Annotated in this window: 16 protein-coding genes; 11 read left to right on the top strand and 5 right to left on the bottom strand. The window is 70.8% G+C overall.

Going from position 1 to position 14,928, the window contains the following annotated elements; translation table 11 throughout:
- The first annotated feature begins 192 nt into the window (after nt 1-192).
- Together ACRRSS_RS16515 and ACRRSS_RS16510 are read left to right on the top strand one after the other, a co-directional pair.
- Nucleotides 193-1,272, top strand: a complete 1,080-nt coding sequence (locus ACRRSS_RS16515) for an NAD(P)H-dependent amine dehydrogenase family protein (protein WP_435971893.1) — start codon at nt 193-195, stop codon at nt 1,270-1,272.
- The gene (locus tag ACRRSS_RS16510) at nt 1,269-1,757 is read left to right on the top strand and encodes a carboxymuconolactone decarboxylase family protein (protein ID WP_435971892.1); all 489 of its coding nucleotides are present in this window, start codon (nt 1,269-1,271) and stop codon (nt 1,755-1,757) included. Before ACRRSS_RS16515 ends, ACRRSS_RS16510 begins: the two co-directional genes overlap by 4 nt.
- 196 nt (nt 1,758-1,953) lie before the next feature.
- Here ACRRSS_RS16510 and ACRRSS_RS16505 read toward each other — a convergent pair whose 3' ends face one another.
- Complete coding sequence (locus ACRRSS_RS16505; protein ID WP_435971891.1) at nt 1,954-3,600, bottom strand: GMC oxidoreductase; 1,647 nt, start codon at nt 3,598-3,600, stop codon at nt 1,954-1,956.
- A gap of 181 nt (nt 3,601-3,781) precedes the next feature.
- Complete coding sequence (locus ACRRSS_RS16500) at nt 3,782-4,897, bottom strand: asparaginase (RefSeq protein WP_435971890.1); 1,116 nt, start codon at nt 4,895-4,897, stop codon at nt 3,782-3,784.
- Between the two features lie 118 nt (nt 4,898-5,015).
- Here ACRRSS_RS16500 and ACRRSS_RS16495 point away from each other — a divergent pair, with 118 nt between their 5' ends.
- From ACRRSS_RS16495 to thpD, 6 genes are all read left to right on the top strand, one after another.
- A complete protein-coding gene (locus ACRRSS_RS16495) occupies nt 5,016-5,480 on the top strand; it encodes an Lrp/AsnC family transcriptional regulator (RefSeq protein WP_435971889.1) in 465 nt (154 codons plus the stop codon).
- 199 nt (nt 5,481-5,679) lie between these two features.
- Nucleotides 5,680-6,483: an endonuclease I family protein gene (locus ACRRSS_RS16490; protein ID WP_435971888.1), complete on the top strand. Its 804-nt coding sequence runs from the start codon at nt 5,680-5,682 to the stop codon at nt 6,481-6,483.
- A gap of 332 nt (nt 6,484-6,815) precedes the next feature.
- Nucleotides 6,816-7,334, top strand: a complete 519-nt coding sequence (gene ectA / locus ACRRSS_RS16485) for a diaminobutyrate acetyltransferase (RefSeq protein ID WP_435971887.1) — start codon at nt 6,816-6,818, stop codon at nt 7,332-7,334.
- A 52-nt stretch (nt 7,335-7,386) separates the two neighbouring features.
- Nucleotides 7,387-8,658: a diaminobutyrate--2-oxoglutarate transaminase gene (gene ectB / locus ACRRSS_RS16480; RefSeq protein ID WP_435971886.1), complete on the top strand. Its 1,272-nt coding sequence runs from the start codon at nt 7,387-7,389 to the stop codon at nt 8,656-8,658.
- Between the two features lie 59 nt (nt 8,659-8,717).
- Entirely contained in the window at nt 8,718-9,137 is a 420-nt protein-coding gene (locus ACRRSS_RS16475) for an ectoine synthase (protein WP_435971885.1), read from the top strand.
- A 54-nt stretch (nt 9,138-9,191) separates the two neighbouring features.
- Nucleotides 9,192-10,088, top strand: a complete 897-nt coding sequence (thpD, locus tag ACRRSS_RS16470) for an ectoine hydroxylase (protein ID WP_435971884.1) — start codon at nt 9,192-9,194, stop codon at nt 10,086-10,088.
- A 79-nt stretch (nt 10,089-10,167) separates the two neighbouring features.
- Here the strand turns inward: thpD and ACRRSS_RS16465 are convergent, their stop codons facing one another.
- Nucleotides 10,168-11,052: an RNA polymerase sigma factor SigF gene (locus ACRRSS_RS16465; RefSeq protein WP_435971883.1), complete on the bottom strand. Its 885-nt coding sequence runs from the start codon at nt 11,050-11,052 to the stop codon at nt 10,168-10,170.
- Nucleotides 11,053-11,242: 190 nt separating this feature from the next.
- Here ACRRSS_RS16465 and ACRRSS_RS16460 point away from each other — a divergent pair, with 190 nt between their 5' ends.
- Nucleotides 11,243-11,668, top strand: a complete 426-nt coding sequence (locus ACRRSS_RS16460; RefSeq protein WP_435971882.1) for an ATP-binding protein — start codon at nt 11,243-11,245, stop codon at nt 11,666-11,668.
- Nucleotides 11,669-11,795: 127 nt separating this feature from the next.
- Here ACRRSS_RS16460 and ACRRSS_RS16455 read toward each other — a convergent pair whose 3' ends face one another.
- Together ACRRSS_RS16455 and ACRRSS_RS16450 are read right to left on the bottom strand one after the other, a co-directional pair.
- The gene (locus ACRRSS_RS16455) at nt 11,796-12,020 is read right to left on the bottom strand and encodes a DUF6458 family protein (RefSeq protein WP_435971881.1); all 225 of its coding nucleotides are present in this window, start codon (nt 12,018-12,020) and stop codon (nt 11,796-11,798) included.
- 103 nt (nt 12,021-12,123) lie between these two features.
- Nucleotides 12,124-12,732, bottom strand: coding sequence for an HPP family protein (locus ACRRSS_RS16450; protein ID WP_435971880.1), 609 nt, complete (start codon nt 12,730-12,732; stop codon nt 12,124-12,126).
- 204 nt (nt 12,733-12,936) lie between these two features.
- Here ACRRSS_RS16450 and ACRRSS_RS16445 point away from each other — a divergent pair, with 204 nt between their 5' ends.
- Together ACRRSS_RS16445 and ACRRSS_RS16440 are read left to right on the top strand one after the other, a co-directional pair.
- Entirely contained in the window at nt 12,937-13,203 is a 267-nt protein-coding gene (locus tag ACRRSS_RS16445; protein WP_435971879.1) for a DUF6296 family protein, read from the top strand.
- Between the two features lie 483 nt (nt 13,204-13,686).
- On the top strand, nt 13,687-14,403 hold the full coding sequence (locus tag ACRRSS_RS16440; RefSeq protein ID WP_435971878.1) for a flavodoxin family protein: 717 nt from the start codon (nt 13,687-13,689) through the stop codon (nt 14,401-14,403).
- The last annotated feature ends 525 nt before the right edge of the window (nt 14,404-14,928 follow it).

The raw sequence follows: 14,928 nt of genomic DNA, 5'->3' as shown, positions 1-14,928 counted from the left end.
GCGGTGCCGGTGCCCTCACCCGTACGGCCGCGCCCACCATGGCCGTACCAGGTCCGGAGGCGGTCCGGCCCGTGGGCGGCACGGGGCCGTTCGCGGCGCGGCAGCCGGTCCGCCCTCGCCGGATCTGACGATTCGTCAGATCATCGCGTCACAGGTCTGGGAACCTTCCGGGCCCGGCGCTACCCTCCGCGCATGATTCGGACGGTGGTGTGGGGTACCGGAAATGTCGGGCGGGCGGCGATCCGAGCCGTGGACGCCCATCCAGGGCTTGAACTTGCGGCCGTGCTGGTCTCGGATCCGGCGAAGGTCGGCCGGGACGCGGGACGGCTCGCCGGGCTCGGCCACGATCTCGGGGTGGTGGCCGTCGACGACGTCGGCGCGGTCCTCGACGGACGGCCGGGGGCGGTGGTGTACGCGGCCTCCGGCGACACCCGGCCCGACGGGGCGCTCGACGACGTGGCGCGCGCGGTGCGGACCGGAGCGGTGGTCGTCACCCCCGCGCTCTATCCGCTGTACGACCAGCGCAACGCGCCGCCCGAGTTCCGGGACCCGGTGCTCGCGGCCGTCGCCGAGGGGGGCGGTTCGCTCTTCGTGTCGGGGGTGGACCCGGGCTGGGGCAACGACGTGCTGCCGTTGCTCGTGAGCGGGCTCGGCAGCACGGTGGACGTGATCCGCTGTCAGGAGATCTTCGACTACTCGACGTACGAGCAGGAGGAGTCGGTCCGCGACCTGATCGGGATGGGCCGGCCCCTGGAGTACGAGCCGCCCATGCTGCTGCCGTCGGTGCCGACGATGGTGTGGGGCGGTCAGGTGCGACTGATGGCCCGCGCGCTCGGCGCCGAACTCGACGAGATACGCGAGACGGTGGACCGGCGCCCGCTGGAGTCCACCGTGAAGACCCGGACCATGGGCGTCTTCGAGGCGGGCACGCAGGGCGCGATCCGCTTCGAGGTCCAGGGGATCGTCGGCGGGGAACCCCGGATCGTGATCGAGCACGTGACCCGTATCCACCCCTCCTGCGCGCCGGACTGGCCGGTGCCGCCGGACGGCGCGGGGGCCCACCGGGTGATCGTCGAGGGCAGTCCACGCATCGAGGTGACGGTGGCGGCGACCGCCGAGGGCGAGAACCGGTCGGCGGGCGGGAACGCCACGGCGGTGGGCCGGCTCGTCGGGGCGATCGACTGGCTGGTGGCGGCGGAGCCGGGACTGTACGACGCGCTGGACGTGCCGTTGCGGCCGGCGGTCGGGAAGCTGGGAAGGAGACCACGGTGATCATCGACATTCCCGAGGGCCAGGAGCCGATCGGGTACGTGTGGGGCGACATGGTCCCGGAGATCGGGACGGCCGCGGCGAACTTCTCGCTGTCGGTGTACGCCCATACGACGCTGGGGCTGCGCGAGTTCGAGGCGGCGCGGCTGCGCATCGCGCAGATCAACGGGTGCGGCTTCTGTCTGGACTGGCGTACCGACCGGGACGGCGAGAAGGTCGAGGAGGGCTTCGACGAGGTCGTGGCGGCCTGGCGGGAGACGGAGGTCTCGGAGACCTTCGACGAGCGGACGCGGCTCGCGGCCGAGTACGCGGAGCGGTACGCGCTGGACCACCACGGGCTGGACGAGGAGTTCTGGGACCGGATGACGGCGCGGTACAGCCAGGCGGAGATCGTGGAGCTGACGATGAGTCTGGGCTCGTGGCTGGCGTTCGGTCGGCTCAACCGGGTGCTGGGCCTCGACACGGTCTGTGTGCTGCCGACGCACTGAGCCCCTTCTCCGGGCCGCCGGCGCACTGAGCCCCGTCTCTCGCGGGGCGGGCGTACGGCCGGGGAGCGCTTCCGGGGCGTACGGGCAGGGACCCGCTTCCAGGGGCCCGCTGTACGGCGCCGTACGGAGCGGCGTGACGTGCGGAAAGGGCCGACCGGGTCGTCGGTCGGCCCTCCCTCGCGGGTGGGCCCCGGGCTCAGAAGTCCTCGGCGACGATGCGTTCGATGTTGCGCTCGGCGAGGGCCGTGATGGTGACGAACGGGTTGACGCTGGCGTTGCCGGGGATCAGGGCGCCGTCGATGACGTACAGCCCGGAGTAGCCGTGGAGCCGGCCGTGGTTGTCGGTCGCGCGGCCGAGGACCGCGCCGCCGAGCGGGTGGTACGTGAGGTGGTCGCCCCAGATCTTGTACACCCCGAAGAGGTCGGTGCGGTAGATCGTGCCCTCCTTGCGGTTGATCTTGTCGAAGATGGTCTTCGCCGCGTCGATGGAGGTCTGCTTCCAGGCCCGGTCCCAGCTCAGGTCGACCTGGCCGGTAACCGGGTTCCAGGTGAACTCGGCCCGGTGGGGCGTCTTGGTGATGGAGAGGTAGAAGGAGGCGTAGGTCTCGATGCCGGTGGGCAGCGGGGCGACCTCGGCGAAGGCGCCGCCCGCGTCCCAGTTGTCGATGCCGGCGGTCGGCATGGCCGACTGGAGCTTGCCGGTCGGGTCCCACATGTGGTTGGCGCGCCCGCACATGACGTTGCCGTTGTCGCCCCAGCCCTTGCCGATCTCGTCGTTGAGGGCGGGGAGCGCGCCGGTGGCCCTGAGACGGGTGAGGAGCTTGCTCGTGCCGATGCTCCCGGCCGCGAAGAAGACCTTGTCGGCGGTGACGGTCTTGCTCGCGAGGGTGGCGCCGGTGGTGTCGATCTGGTCGATGGCGACGGTGTAGCCGCCGCCGGACGCCGGGGTGACGGAGGTGACCTTGTGCAGCGCCGAGACCGTGACGCGCCCGGTGGCCGCCGCCTGGGCGAGGTAGGTCTTCTGGAGGGTCTTCTTGCCTGCGTTGTTCCCGTAGATGACCTCGGCGTCGAGGGCCGACTTGGGGACGGCTCCGGCGGCCTCCTGCTTCATGTAGTCCCAGTCGTAGACGTTCGGGACGAAGACGAAGGGGAAGCCGGAGCGCTGGGCGTGCTTGCGGCCGACGCGCGCGTACTGGTAGCAGGCGGCGCTCTCCCACCAGGACTCGTCGACGGCGGTGACGCCGAGTCCCGCGTTGGCGCGCGGGTAGTACGTGGAGTACATCTCCGCCGCGTCGACGGTGGGCAGGATGGCGGCGAAGTTCTCGCGGCGCGGGGTGACGGCCATGCCGCCGTTGACGAGGGAGCCGCCGCCGACGCCCCGGCCCTGGTAGACGGTGATGCCCGCGAAGTCCTCGGCGTCGAGGATGCCGGTGTGGCGGGGGACGTCCTTGTCGAGCGGGAAGCCGAGGAAGTTGCTCAGGGGCTGCTTGGTGCGGGTCCGCAGCCAGAAGGAACGGTAGTCGGGCCGGGTGGTGTTGGCGAAGATCTTGCCGTCGGGCCCCGGGGTGTCCCAGGCCATGCCCATCTCGACCATGTGGACGTCGACGCCCGCGCGGGCCAGGCGGAGGGCGGCGACGGAGCCGCCGTATCCGGTGCCGATGACGAGAGCGGGGACACGGGTGCCGCTGGGGATGGGGGTGTTGGTGAGGCGGGGTTCGGCGGCCTGGGCCGGGGTGCTGTGGCCGATGAGGGCCGCGGCACCGAGAACAGAACCTGTTCCCGCGAGGAATCGACGGCGACTGACGCCACCCATTCCCCTTGTGGGCAGGGGGTGTTCACTCATGTGATGTTCCTCACTCGCGAGGGAATGGGAACATGTTCTACTGGCGCGGATCGGGGAAGTCACGAGAAACCGACGGGTAACTTCCCTGCGCCGGAACGGACGGGGACCCCGGAGATGGACGCCGGCTCGCGGGCGGGCTGGGGGGCGCCGCCCGCGAGCCGGGGTTCTGTGGTGCGCCGGGTCAGGCGCGGGCGGCCACGGCCGAGGCCGAGCGGGAGCCGCCGGTGGCGAGGGCCGGTTCCGCGCGGACCGGTCCGTCGAGGAGGCGGCGCAGGAGCGCCGTGCTGCGGGCGGGGTCGCCCGTGCCGCCGTCGGCGAGGAGCGTGGCGAGAACGGCGATCCGCGCCTGGGCGGCCCGGAGGGTGCCGGTGAGGAGCGCCCCGGCAGCGACGAGGTCGACGGCTCCGCCGCCGGTGTAGATCTCGGCCAGCGGTCCGGCCGGGACACGGGTGGTCACGGCGACGAGGACACCCTCGGCGACCGCGTCGGCGACGGCGGCCGCGATCTCGGGCGTGGCGTTGCCCGCACCGGTCGCGACGAGGACGATGCCCCGGGCACCGGCGGCGACGGCCGCGTTCAGGAGGAGGGGGTCGCCGTCGGAGTGGTGGGTGACGATGGCCACCCGGGGCAGCGTAAGGGCGTCGGGCCCGGTGCCGGCGGGGTCCGCCTTGTACGCGGCGACGGGGAGCGGCAGGGGCGTCGGGCGCTCCGGCTGCCGTTCGATGTCGACGCGGGAGAAGCCGACGCGGCCCAGGCGCTCGGCCGAGGGGTCGGAGAAGGCGTCGGCCGCGAGCGTCTGGGTCTTCACGGTGCCGCGGGCGGCGTGGACGCGTCCGTCGAAGACGACGAGGACGCCGAGGTCACTGACGGTGGAGGCGACCTGGAGCGCGTCGTACAGGTTGCCGGGGCCGTCCCCGTCGCCGGTGCCGAAGGGGCGCTGGGCGCCGGTGAGGACGACCGGGCGGGAGTCGGTGTGGTGGAGGTCCAGGAGGAAGGCGGTCTCCTCCAGGGTGTCGGTGCCGTGGGTGATCACGATGCCGTCGACGCCGGGGTCGGCGAGGGTCTCGTGCACGGTGCGCAGGAGAGCGAGCTGGTGGGCCGCGGTCACGCGGGAGCTGTTGACGTTGAAGAGGTCGACGACCTCGACGGTGACGCCCTCCGGGAGGGGCGCGGTGGCCAGGACGTCGCTGCCGGAGGCGTCGGCCGCGTACCCGGTGCCCTGCCAGCGGCTGGCGATCGTGCCACCGGTGCTGATGACGACGATCCGGCGCGCTCCTTCGTGGTTCGTCCGCTTCATCACTGCCACCCTCGCTCCGTACCGAAATCACCCTGCTTGGCAACGATAGGGCAGAATGCGCGCAAGGCGATTGCGAAGTCAGCCGCTGAAATGTTTCATCGTGGTAGATAATTGCGCCATGGACCGAATTGATCTCCATATCTTGCGCGAGCTCCAGAACGACGGACGGCTGAGCAATCAGGAGCTGGCCCAGCGGGTGGGGCTCAGCCCGTCCCCCTGTCTGCGCCGGGTGCGCCAGCTGGAGCAGGACGGGGTGATCCGGGGGTACCGGGCGATCATCGATCCGGAGGCGGTGGGGCGGGGCTTCGAGGTGCTCGTCTCGGTGGAGGTGCGGCGCGACCGGGAGACGGTGGAGGCCTTCGAGGAGGCCCTCCGGGGCGTGCCGGACGTCATCGAGGCGTACCGGCTGTTCGGAAGCCCCGGCTGCCTGCTGCGGATCGCGGTGGCCGACCTCGCGGCGTACGAGCGGCTGTGGATCGAGCGGCTGACGACCCTGACCGGGGTCACCGAGGTCAACTCCCAGATCATCATGAAGCGGATCAAGGAGCCGAAGGGGATGCCGGTGGACGTCCGGGGCGCCTGAACGCTCCGGAAGCGGGACCTTCGGGGCCGTTCGGCGACGCCATATGCGAGAACGTCACTGAACAGCCTCCTCCGCGTTACATGACAGGTACCTGTCGCATGCCACCCTCCCGGTGACACGAAGTCAACACGCGTAGACAGCGGGAGCCTTGAGCCGGTCCCCGCCGCCCGCGCGTACCGTCCCCGGGAAAGGGCCCCCCATGTCCGTTGTGCGGATCGACAGATGGAAGGTGTGGGCAGCGGCCGTGGCCGCCACCCTCGTCGGCGTCACGCTCCCCGCGGTCACCGCGACTCCCGCAGGCGCCACGACCACCGCGTACGACAGCACGTACTACAAGAACGCGATCGGCAAGACCGGCACGAGCCTCAAGTCCTCGCTGCACACCATCATCGGCAGCCAGAGCAAGATCTCGTACGACGCGGTCTGGAACGCGCTGAAGGTCGCCGACCAGGACCCCGACAACACCAACAACGTGATCCTGCTGTACAGCGGAACCTCGCGGAGCAAGAGCCTCAACGGAGGTGACGTCGGCGACTGGAACCGCGAGCACACCTGGGCCCAGTCCCACGGCAACTTCGGCACCTCGGCCGGCCCCGGCACCGATCTGCACCACCTGCGCGCGGCGGACGTCCAGGTCAACAGCATCCGCGGCAACAAGGACTTCGACAACGGCGGCAGCCCGGTCAGCGGCGCGCCCGGCAGCTACACGGACAGCAACTCCTTCGAGCCCCGCGACGCCGACAAGGGTGACGTGGCCCGGATGATCCTCTACATGGCCGTCCGCTACGAGGGCGACGACGCCTGGGCCGACCTGGAGCCCAACGAGTCGACCACCAACGGCAGCGTCCGCTTCCACGGCCGCCTCTCGGTCCTGAAGCAGTGGAACGAGCAGGACCCGCCGAGCGCGTTCGAGGAACGGCGCAACGACGTCATTTACACCTCGTACCAGGGCAACCGGAACCCGTTCATCGACCACCCGGAGTGGGTCGAGGCGATCTGGTAGTCCACCGTCCGCCCCTCACACGAGGCCGGGCCGGGCCCGATACCCGGCCCGGCTTCCGTGCGAGACCGACCCGTACGCATGACCGCTTCCGGAGCCCTCAAACGCGAAAGGGCGGATAGTCTCACGCTTTTGGCGAGACCGAACGACACACCTCCCATGCGTTACCTGTCCGTTATAAACGGTCAGTTCACCCTCTTATGTCCGCGTTTTCCGCGTGATCAAGCTCGCGTTTAACGTCCCGGGAGGCGTCGGTCCAATTATCACGTCCAAGCGCAGTGGACAACCCCTCTGGACCAGGAAGTTCCGAGATCGACTCGGTAGCTTCGGCGCCCATGACCACAGCCACGAGGACCACTGCCCGTACGACACCCCCGACGATCGCGGACGGCGCCGAGCTCTGGCGGATCGCACGCGGCTCGGGCGAACTCGACCTCAACTCGCCGTACAGCTATCTGCTGTGGTGCCGTGACTTCGCCGACACGACCGCCGTCGCCCGTGACACCTCCGGACGCCCGATCGGCTTCGTGACCGGCTATCTGAGGCCCGACGCGCCGGAGACGCTCTTCGTCTGGCAGATCGCCGTCGAGGATTCGCACCGCGGAAGCGGGGTAGCCGGGACCCTGCTCGACGCTCTGTCCGCACGGGTGGCGGCCGAGCACGGAATCAGCCGTGTCGAGGCGACCGTCACGCCGGGGAACCTGGCGTCCGACCGGCTCTTCCGGTCCTACGCACGCCGCCACGGCGCGCACCTGACGCAGGAGGTCCTCTTCCCGTCCGCCTCCTTCCCGTCGGCCGGGCACGAGTCCGAGGTGCTGTACCGCATCGGCCCCGTCGCCGCCCCGGCGTCCTGAGCTCCCTCGTCCGCGCTCCCCACGCCCCGAACCCACTCTGGAGAAGAGACACGTGACCCTGACCGACATCGCCGCCCCCTCCGTCTTCGAGACCCTCGAATCGGAGGTTCGCAGCTACTGCCGCGCCTGGCCCGTGGTCTTCGAACGCGCCAGCGGCACCAGGCTGTACGACGAGCAGGGGCGTCCGTACCTCGACTTCTTCGCCGGCGCGGGCTCACTCAACTACGGCCACAACAATCCGGCACTCAAGCGGGCCCTCCTCGACTACATCGCCGAGGACGGCGTCACCCACGGCCTCGACATGTCGACGACCGCCAAGCGCGCCTTCCTGGAGACCTTCCACGAGACGGTCCTGGAGCCCCGCGCCCTGCCCTACAAGGTGATGTTCCCCGGCCCCACCGGCACCAACGCCGTGGAGGCCGCCCTGAAACTCGCCCGCAAGGTCACCGGGCGGCAGACCGTCGTCTCCTTCACCAACGCCTTCCACGGGATGTCGCTCGGCTCACTCGCCGTGACGGGCAACGCCGCCAAGCGCGCCGGCGCGGGCGTCCCGCTGAACCACGCCATCCGCATGCCGTTCGACGACTACCTCGACGGGCGGACCCCCGACTTCCTCTGGTTCGAGCGGCTCCTGGACGACGCCGGATCCGGCCTCGACCACCCGGCGGCCGTCATCGTCGAGACCGTCCAGGGCGAGGGCGGCATCAACGTCGCCCGGGCCGAGTGGCTGCGCGAGCTCGCGAAGCTCTGCCGCCGGCACGACATGCTCCTGATCGTGGACGACGTCCAGATGGGCTGTGGACGCACCGGTGACTTCTTCTCCTTCGAGGAGGCGGGCATCACGCCCGACATCGTCACCCTGTCCAAGTCCATCAGCGGCTACGGCCTGCCGATGGCGCTCTGCCTCTTCCGGCCCGAGCTGGACGTGTGGCAGCCCGGCGAGCACAACGGCACCTTCCGCGGCAACAACCCCGCCTTCGTCACCGCCACGGCCGCCCTCGACGCCCACTGGCGTGACGGCGCCCTCCGCACGCGCACCCTGGCCCGGGCGGACCGGGTGGAGCGCGCCCTGCTCGACCTGTGCGGGGGCGACGGCCGCACCGGCCTCGCGGTCCGCGGCCGCGGTCTGGTGTGGGGCCTGGAGTTCGCCGACGGGGAGCGCGCCGACGCCGTGTGCCGGCGTGCCTTCGAGACCGGCCTGCTGGTGGAGACCTCGGGCCCGCGCGGCGAGGTGGTCAAGCTGCTGCCTCCGCTGACCGCGACGGACGACGAGCTCGACGAGGGCCTCGGCATCCTGGCCCGCTCCGTCCGCCACACCGCCTGACCCCGCCCCCGCACGCCCCGAAGCCCCCTGCGCCCACGAGAACCGAAAGGTCACAGCCCATGATCGTCCGTTCCTTCGACGAGCTGGAGAACACCGAGCGGCACGTGAGGGCCGCCTCGGGAACCTGGGAGAGCAAGCGCATCCTGCTGGCCCGCGAGCGGGTCGGCTTCTCCCTCCACGAGACGGTGCTGTACGCGGGCACCGAGACGTCCATGTGGTACGCGCACCACGTCGAGGCGGTCGTCTGCACAGAGGGCGAGGCCGAACTCACCGACCACGAGACGGGGCGTACGTACACGATCGTGCCCGGGACGATGTACCTGCTCGACGGTCACGAACGCCACACGCTCAAGGTCAAGCGGGACTTCCGCTGCCTCTGCGTCTTCAACCCGCCCGTCACGGGCCGCGAGGACCACGACGAGAACGGCGTCTACCCCCTGCTCACCGAGCCCGGCGAGTCCGTCCGGGACGACGCCTGAGCCACGGCACCCCCACCCACCGGGACCCGTCCGAGAAAGGAAGCGCACTCCCTCATGCCCTCCGCACCCACCCGCCCCGTCGACCTCTACCCCACCCGTGGCCCGAAGGAGGAACTGATCGGCCGCAAGGACCCCGTCGTGTGGTCCGAGCCCGGCACCCCTGGCCCCTTCTGGGCCCGTGAACTGGAGGAGTTCGACCGCGACGGGTTCGTCACGGTGGACGAGATCATCGCCCCGGACGAGGTCGACGTGCTCCGGGCGGAGCTGGACCGGCTCGTCACCGACCCCGCCCTCCGGGCCGACGAGCGGTCGATCGTCGAACCCCACTCCCAGGAGATACGTTCCGTCTTCGAGGTGCACCGGCTGAGCCAGGTCTTCGGCCGGCTGGCCGAGGATCCCCGGATCGTCGGGCGCGCCCGCCAGATCCTCGGCTCCGACGTCTACGTCCACCAGTCGCGGGTCAACGTCAAGCCCGGCTTCGGCGCCAGCGGTTTCTACTGGCACTCCGACTTCGAGACCTGGCACGCGGAGGACGGCCTGCCGCAGATGCGGACCGTCTCGGTGTCGATCGCGCTCACTCCGAACCACACCACCAACGGCAGCCTGATGATCATGCCGGGCTCGCACCGCACCTTCCTGGGCTGCGCCGGCGCCACCCCCAAGGACAACTACAAGAAGTCGCTCCGGATGCAGGACGCCGGCACCCCGTCCGACGAGGCGCTGACCACCTTCGCCGACGCCTGCGGCATCCGGCACTTCACCGGCCCCGCGGGGTCGGCCACCTGGTTCGATTGCAACGCCCTGCACGGGTCGGGCGACAACATCACCCCGTACCCCCGGAGCAACGTGTTCCTCGTCTTCAACAGCGTGGAGAACCGGCCGGAGGCACCCTTCGCCGCCCCGGTCCGGCGGCCCTCCTACATCGCAACACCCCCGGACCAGATCCTCTGAGAACGGGGAGGGGGTGGGATCCGGACTCCGCCGGATCCCACCCCCTCCCGGCCGTCGGCCTCCGCCGCCGGCCACGGGCTCAGCCGTCCGTACCCGGCTGGAGCATGCCTTCCCTCAGCCGGTTCAGGCTCCGGGCCAGGAGTCGCGAGACGTGCATCTGCGAGACACCGACGCGCTCGCCGATCTCGGTCTGCGTCAGCTCCTCGACGAACCGGAGGTGCAGCAGCAGCCGGTCGCGCGGGGCGAGCGCCTCCACGAGCGGGGCGAGGGTGTGGAAGTCCTCGAACAGTTCGAGCGCGGGGTCCTCCCGCCCGATCAGGTCGGCCAGGGCGGCGTCGTCGTCCTCGCTGTCCCCGCCGATGATCGCGGCGTCCAGGGAGGTCGAGTTGTAGCCGTTGGCGGCGACCTGGGCCTCGACCACCTCCTCCTCGGTCAGCTCCATGAGCGGCGCGAGCTCGGCAGTGCTGGGGGCCCGGCCGAGCCGCGAGCTCAGCTCGTCGGTCGCCTTCGCCAGCTCCACCCGCGCCTCCTGGAGCCGGCGCGGGACGTGCACCGCCCAGCTGGTGTCGCGGAAGAACCGCTTGATCTCGCCCACGATGTACGGCACGGCGAAGGTGGCGAACTCCACCTCGCGGGAGAGGTCGTAGCGGTCGATCGCCTTGATCAGGCCGACCATGCCGACCTGGACGATGTCCTCCATCTCGTCGCCGCGCGCGCGGAACCTCCTCGCCGCGTACAGCACGAGCGACATGTTCATCTCGATCAGGGTGTTCCGGACGTACTGATGTCCCTCCGTCCCCTCCTCCCGCACCGCCAGCTCGCGGAAGAACACCTTCGACAGCGCACGCGCGTCACGGGGCGGGAGCTCGTGGGGAGCGTCGAGCACGGGCAGGTCCTCACACGTGCCGTTCGTCACGTCCGTCGTCGTCGCGTACGTCGTCGTCTCGGCCGGTTCGGTTCGCACGGCGACAACCTCCTCTGCCTCAGGGTGCGTTCAGCGGTCCATTTCCGCGTACCCGTGCTTCCCATGAGCACTCCTCAGCCGTCGACGGCCGCTCCCGCCGCGGGTGGGACGCATCAGTCCGGGTCGAACGGGCAGGCGAAACACATCACGTGATGATGAACCAGGTGAAGCAGGAAGAAAGGGACCCACCATGAACACCCGGAGCGACACCCGGTCCCGGGCGCCCGGGACGGACCCGTGCGACACGCAGAACGCCGGGCCCTCCCCGGTCCGTACACCGGCACAGGCGCGGCAGGCCGTCCGCCACACGCTCGCGGGCCTCGGCCCCCTGCACCCCGCACAGATCGAGGACCTGCTCCTCGTCACCTCGGAGCTGGTCACGAACGCCCACCGGCACGCGGGCGGCGTCACCGGTTTCGGGCTGGGTATCGAGCGCGACCGCGTGACCGTGTCCGTGTCCGACGCCAGTACCGCGTCCCCGCTCTACGAGCTGCACGACGAGTTGCGTCCCGGCGGCTTCGGCTGGCCGATCGTGCTGCGGCTGTGCCGCGAGGTGAGCGTGGACACGCAGGCCGAGGGCAAGACGATCCACGCGGCGGTGAGGTTCGACCGCTGACGCGGGACGGAGCCGCCGGCTCGGGACGGAGAGGGACAGAAAGAGGAGGGGTGGCCACGCGGTTCGCGTGGCCACCCCTCTCGTGTGGTACCGGCCCGGGCGGTGAGGGACACCGTCCCTCAGGCCCTCAGAGCAGGTCCCGCCGGCCGTCGTCGGTCACCGTGGGGGCGACCGGCGGGACGACGACGCGACGGCGACGCAGGATGCTGGTGTAGACGGCCGTTCCGATGATGCCGACGGCCATGAGGATCAGACCGACCAGATCGAGGTTGACTCCGTCGAGTTGCCAGTCGGACGCGAAGGTGAGAATGGCTCCGACCGCGATCATGATGATGAACACACCCACGCCCATGGTTCCTCCTAGTGATTCGAATGGGCATCGGGTACCCCGGTCCGCCCGGCTCATCCCCCGCTCCGTGCCATGGAGTTGACGCGTGCGTGCCGGGCGGGCCGGGTCACCACCAGTAGGCCGGGTACCTCGGTGCTCCGCGCCGGACCCGGGACGCGGCGAACGCCGTCAGCACGAGCAGGAGCGTGGACCCGAACAGGAGGGGGACGAACCTGGCCGGCGCGGGTGCCTGGAGCACGATGACGACGGCCGTGGCGCAGGCCGGCGAGTGCGGGGTCCTGGCCAGGGTCGTGAGGGCGAGGGTGACACCGGCGGCGAGGGCGGCGGCCCAGGCGCTGCCGTGCGCGAGCGCCGCCACCGCGTACCCGGTGGCGGCGCCGAGGAGGTGGCCGACGACCACGCTGCGCGGCTGGGCCAGGGGGAGAGCGGGGGCGCAGTGCACGAGCGCGGCGCTGGCGGCGAGCGGCGGTATCAGCACCGGTTCGTGCAGGGCGGCGCCTATCGCGACGAGCGCTAGCAGGGCGGCCGTGGCGGCGCTGACGCTGTGGAGGGCGGCCGCGGGGGTGGGCCTCGCGGGGGCCCGGCCGGCCATCCGGGGCCACCACGGGCGGCGGCCCCCGCAGTCGGCGGGGTCGGCGGCGCCGGTGGTAGTAGCGGGGTCGGGGCGCAGGGCGGTGTCGGGGTTGGGGCGGCGCAGGGCGGTGTCGGTGCTCATGGGGGGTGCGTTTCCGGGGCAGGCGGCCGTGGGCCGGGCGAGGCGGGGTGGACGGTGGTGGTGCGGGACCCTGTGGTCGACAGTCGGCCCTGTCTCGCGCCCGACCCTGGTGCGGCGGCGCCACCTCCCACCACTCTAACCAGCGGTTTCACGGCGGCCCGGGCGGGGGGCGCGGCTCCGGCCCATCGGCGTAAAATAGGGCGAATGAGCACACTCAGGTACGAGCTGGTGTTCGCCGACGGCGCGGGTGCGACCCTGGACGTCGTGGTCGTCGAGCGCACCCTCTTCAAGGGCTCCGGCGGTCATCCGGTCTACGAGGACGCCTCGGGCATCATCCGGGCGGAGATCAGCGACCGGGACGAGGTCCGCATCCTCGCCTCGGGCGGGCACCAGGATCCGGCCCAGCGGGTGCTGGCCCGCCCCCTCCCGGACGCCGACCCGACGGGCGCCGCCGGCACGACGGCGTTCTGAGCGCGCGCCTGTCCTCTCCGCCCCTCCAGGCCCTCATGGCCCCACCGCGCGCTCACACGCTCCCCCGAGGTCAGCGACACCGAGGGGCTGATCGAGCGCGGCCGGTCGGTCATCGCGGCGCGGGGCGTGACGACCTCCCTCGTGCGAGCCGCCGACCTCGACATCGCGGCCGGGGTGTGGCCGGACATGAGGGAGCACGGCAGGGAGCCGGACGCCCGGCCCGCGCTGTACGAGCAGATGAGGGCCGCCGCCGTCCTCGTCCTGTACGGGCCGATTCGGCGATACCTGTCATGGCTGGGAGGCCACGCGGGTGATCGGGTAGCCACCTTCGACAGCACTGGCGTGGCGCTCGGTCATTCCGTCCCACGGGGGCGAGAGAGTAGGCGGGATTTCCGGCCGGCCCCACCCGGAGCCCCATCGAGGTCGGCAACCGGGCGTGTTCCGCCGCCCGACCCGCCCACTCGTCCGCAGGGGAACGCATCCATGACCGACACCGGCACGTCCTACCGTGGTCTCCGCGCCCTGGTGATCAATTGCACGCTCAAGCGTTCGCCGGAGCGGAGCCATACTCAGGGGCTGATCGACATCAGTAGCGGGATCATGGAGCGCCAGGGCGTCGAGGTCGAGGTGCTGCGAGCGGTGGATCTCGACATCGCGACCGGTGTGTGGCCCGACATGACGGAGCACGGCTGGGAGACCGACGAGTGGCCCGTCATCTATTCGAAGGTCATGGCCGCGGACATCCTTACCTTGGCTGGACCTGTGTGGCTGGGAGACAACTCCTCAGTCATGAAGAAGGTGATCGAGCGTCTGTACGCCTGCTCGTCGATCCTCAACGAGCGCGGCCAGTACGCCTACTACGGTCGGGTGGGCGGCTGCCTGATCACCGGCAACGAGGACGGCGCCAAGCACTGCGCGATGAACGTCCTCTACAGCCTCCAGCACCTCGGATACGTCATTCCGCCGCAGGCGGACGCGGGCTGGGTCGGCGAGGCCGGCCCGGGCCCGTCGTACCTCGATCCCGGCTCCGGCGGGCCGGACAACGACTTCACGAACCGCAACACGACCTTCATGGCCTGGAACCAGCTCCACCTGGCGAGGATGCTCAAGGACACCGGTGGCATCCCCGCCCACGGAAACCAGCGCTCCGAATGGGACGCCGGCTGCCGCTTCGACTTCGAGAACCCCGAGCACCGTTGAGCGCGGGCCGGAACGGGCGCGAGTCCGGTGGAAGTCAGCTCCGGATCAAGCAGGTCCACCAGGCGCCGGGTCGCCCCGTCCCGGCGGTGAAGGCACCGCTGCGGCACGGTAGGCGGGTCGTCTCCGTTCGGGTGATCTCCAGTGAGGACAGCCTTGGGGCTCGGCTCGGCCTTCAGCGCGCCTGCGCTTCGCCGTTGAGGCCCACCCGGCGAGGCCGGCGCTGACGGAGCGGAGGTGGCACGGACCTCCAGCGGCGCGAAGCCGCGCCGCGAGGACGAGCGCGACCTGTCACGGCGGTTCGGATCGGCGTGCCACGGTTCAGTAGACGAGCGACTGACACTCCGCGACAGAACCACAAGAACGTCTGCGCGTTCAGCGCGGGTTTACTGAACTGGCTTCACCGCCTCATCTCGTCGTCATCAAAGCGTCCTTGACGCTTGACATGGATCCGGCCGCGGGTGCCTCATGGTGGACACCCCGACGTGCACACCAGCGGCTCGGTCATAGAACTCTGACAACGTTGTC

The sequence above is a fragment of the Streptomyces sp. Qhu_M48 genome (genome assembly GCF_051305195.1).
Taxonomy (GTDB): domain Bacteria; phylum Actinomycetota; class Actinomycetes; order Streptomycetales; family Streptomycetaceae; genus Streptomyces.
This window is presented reverse-complemented; position numbering and strand designations above follow the sequence as displayed.

Excerpts from the sequence above, each read along its gene's own strand:
- ACRRSS_RS16515 (WP_435971893.1), top strand. The coding sequence starts at position 193 with ATGATTCGGACGGTGGTGTGGGGTACCGGAAATGTCGGGCGGGCGGCG.
- ACRRSS_RS16505 (WP_435971891.1), bottom strand. The coding sequence starts at position 3,600 with ATGAGTGAACACCCCCTGCCCACAAGGGGAATGGGTGGCGTCAGTCGC.
- ACRRSS_RS16500 (WP_435971890.1), bottom strand. The coding sequence starts at position 4,897 with ATGAAGCGGACGAACCACGAAGGAGCGCGCCGGATCGTCGTCATCAGC.
- ACRRSS_RS16495 (WP_435971889.1), top strand. The coding sequence starts at position 5,016 with ATGGACCGAATTGATCTCCATATCTTGCGCGAGCTCCAGAACGACGGA.
- ACRRSS_RS16490 (WP_435971888.1), top strand. The coding sequence starts at position 5,680 with ATGTCCGTTGTGCGGATCGACAGATGGAAGGTGTGGGCAGCGGCCGTG.
- ectA (WP_435971887.1), top strand. The coding sequence starts at position 6,816 with ATGACCACAGCCACGAGGACCACTGCCCGTACGACACCCCCGACGATC.
- ACRRSS_RS16475 (WP_435971885.1), top strand. The coding sequence starts at position 8,718 with ATGATCGTCCGTTCCTTCGACGAGCTGGAGAACACCGAGCGGCACGTG.
- thpD (WP_435971884.1), top strand. The coding sequence starts at position 9,192 with ATGCCCTCCGCACCCACCCGCCCCGTCGACCTCTACCCCACCCGTGGC.
- ACRRSS_RS16460 (WP_435971882.1), top strand. The coding sequence starts at position 11,243 with ATGAACACCCGGAGCGACACCCGGTCCCGGGCGCCCGGGACGGACCCG.
- ACRRSS_RS16455 (WP_435971881.1), bottom strand. The coding sequence starts at position 12,020 with ATGGGCGTGGGTGTGTTCATCATCATGATCGCGGTCGGAGCCATTCTC.
- ACRRSS_RS16450 (WP_435971880.1), bottom strand. The coding sequence starts at position 12,732 with ATGAGCACCGACACCGCCCTGCGCCGCCCCAACCCCGACACCGCCCTG.
- ACRRSS_RS16445 (WP_435971879.1), top strand. The coding sequence starts at position 12,937 with ATGAGCACACTCAGGTACGAGCTGGTGTTCGCCGACGGCGCGGGTGCG.
- ACRRSS_RS16440 (WP_435971878.1), top strand. The coding sequence starts at position 13,687 with ATGACCGACACCGGCACGTCCTACCGTGGTCTCCGCGCCCTGGTGATC.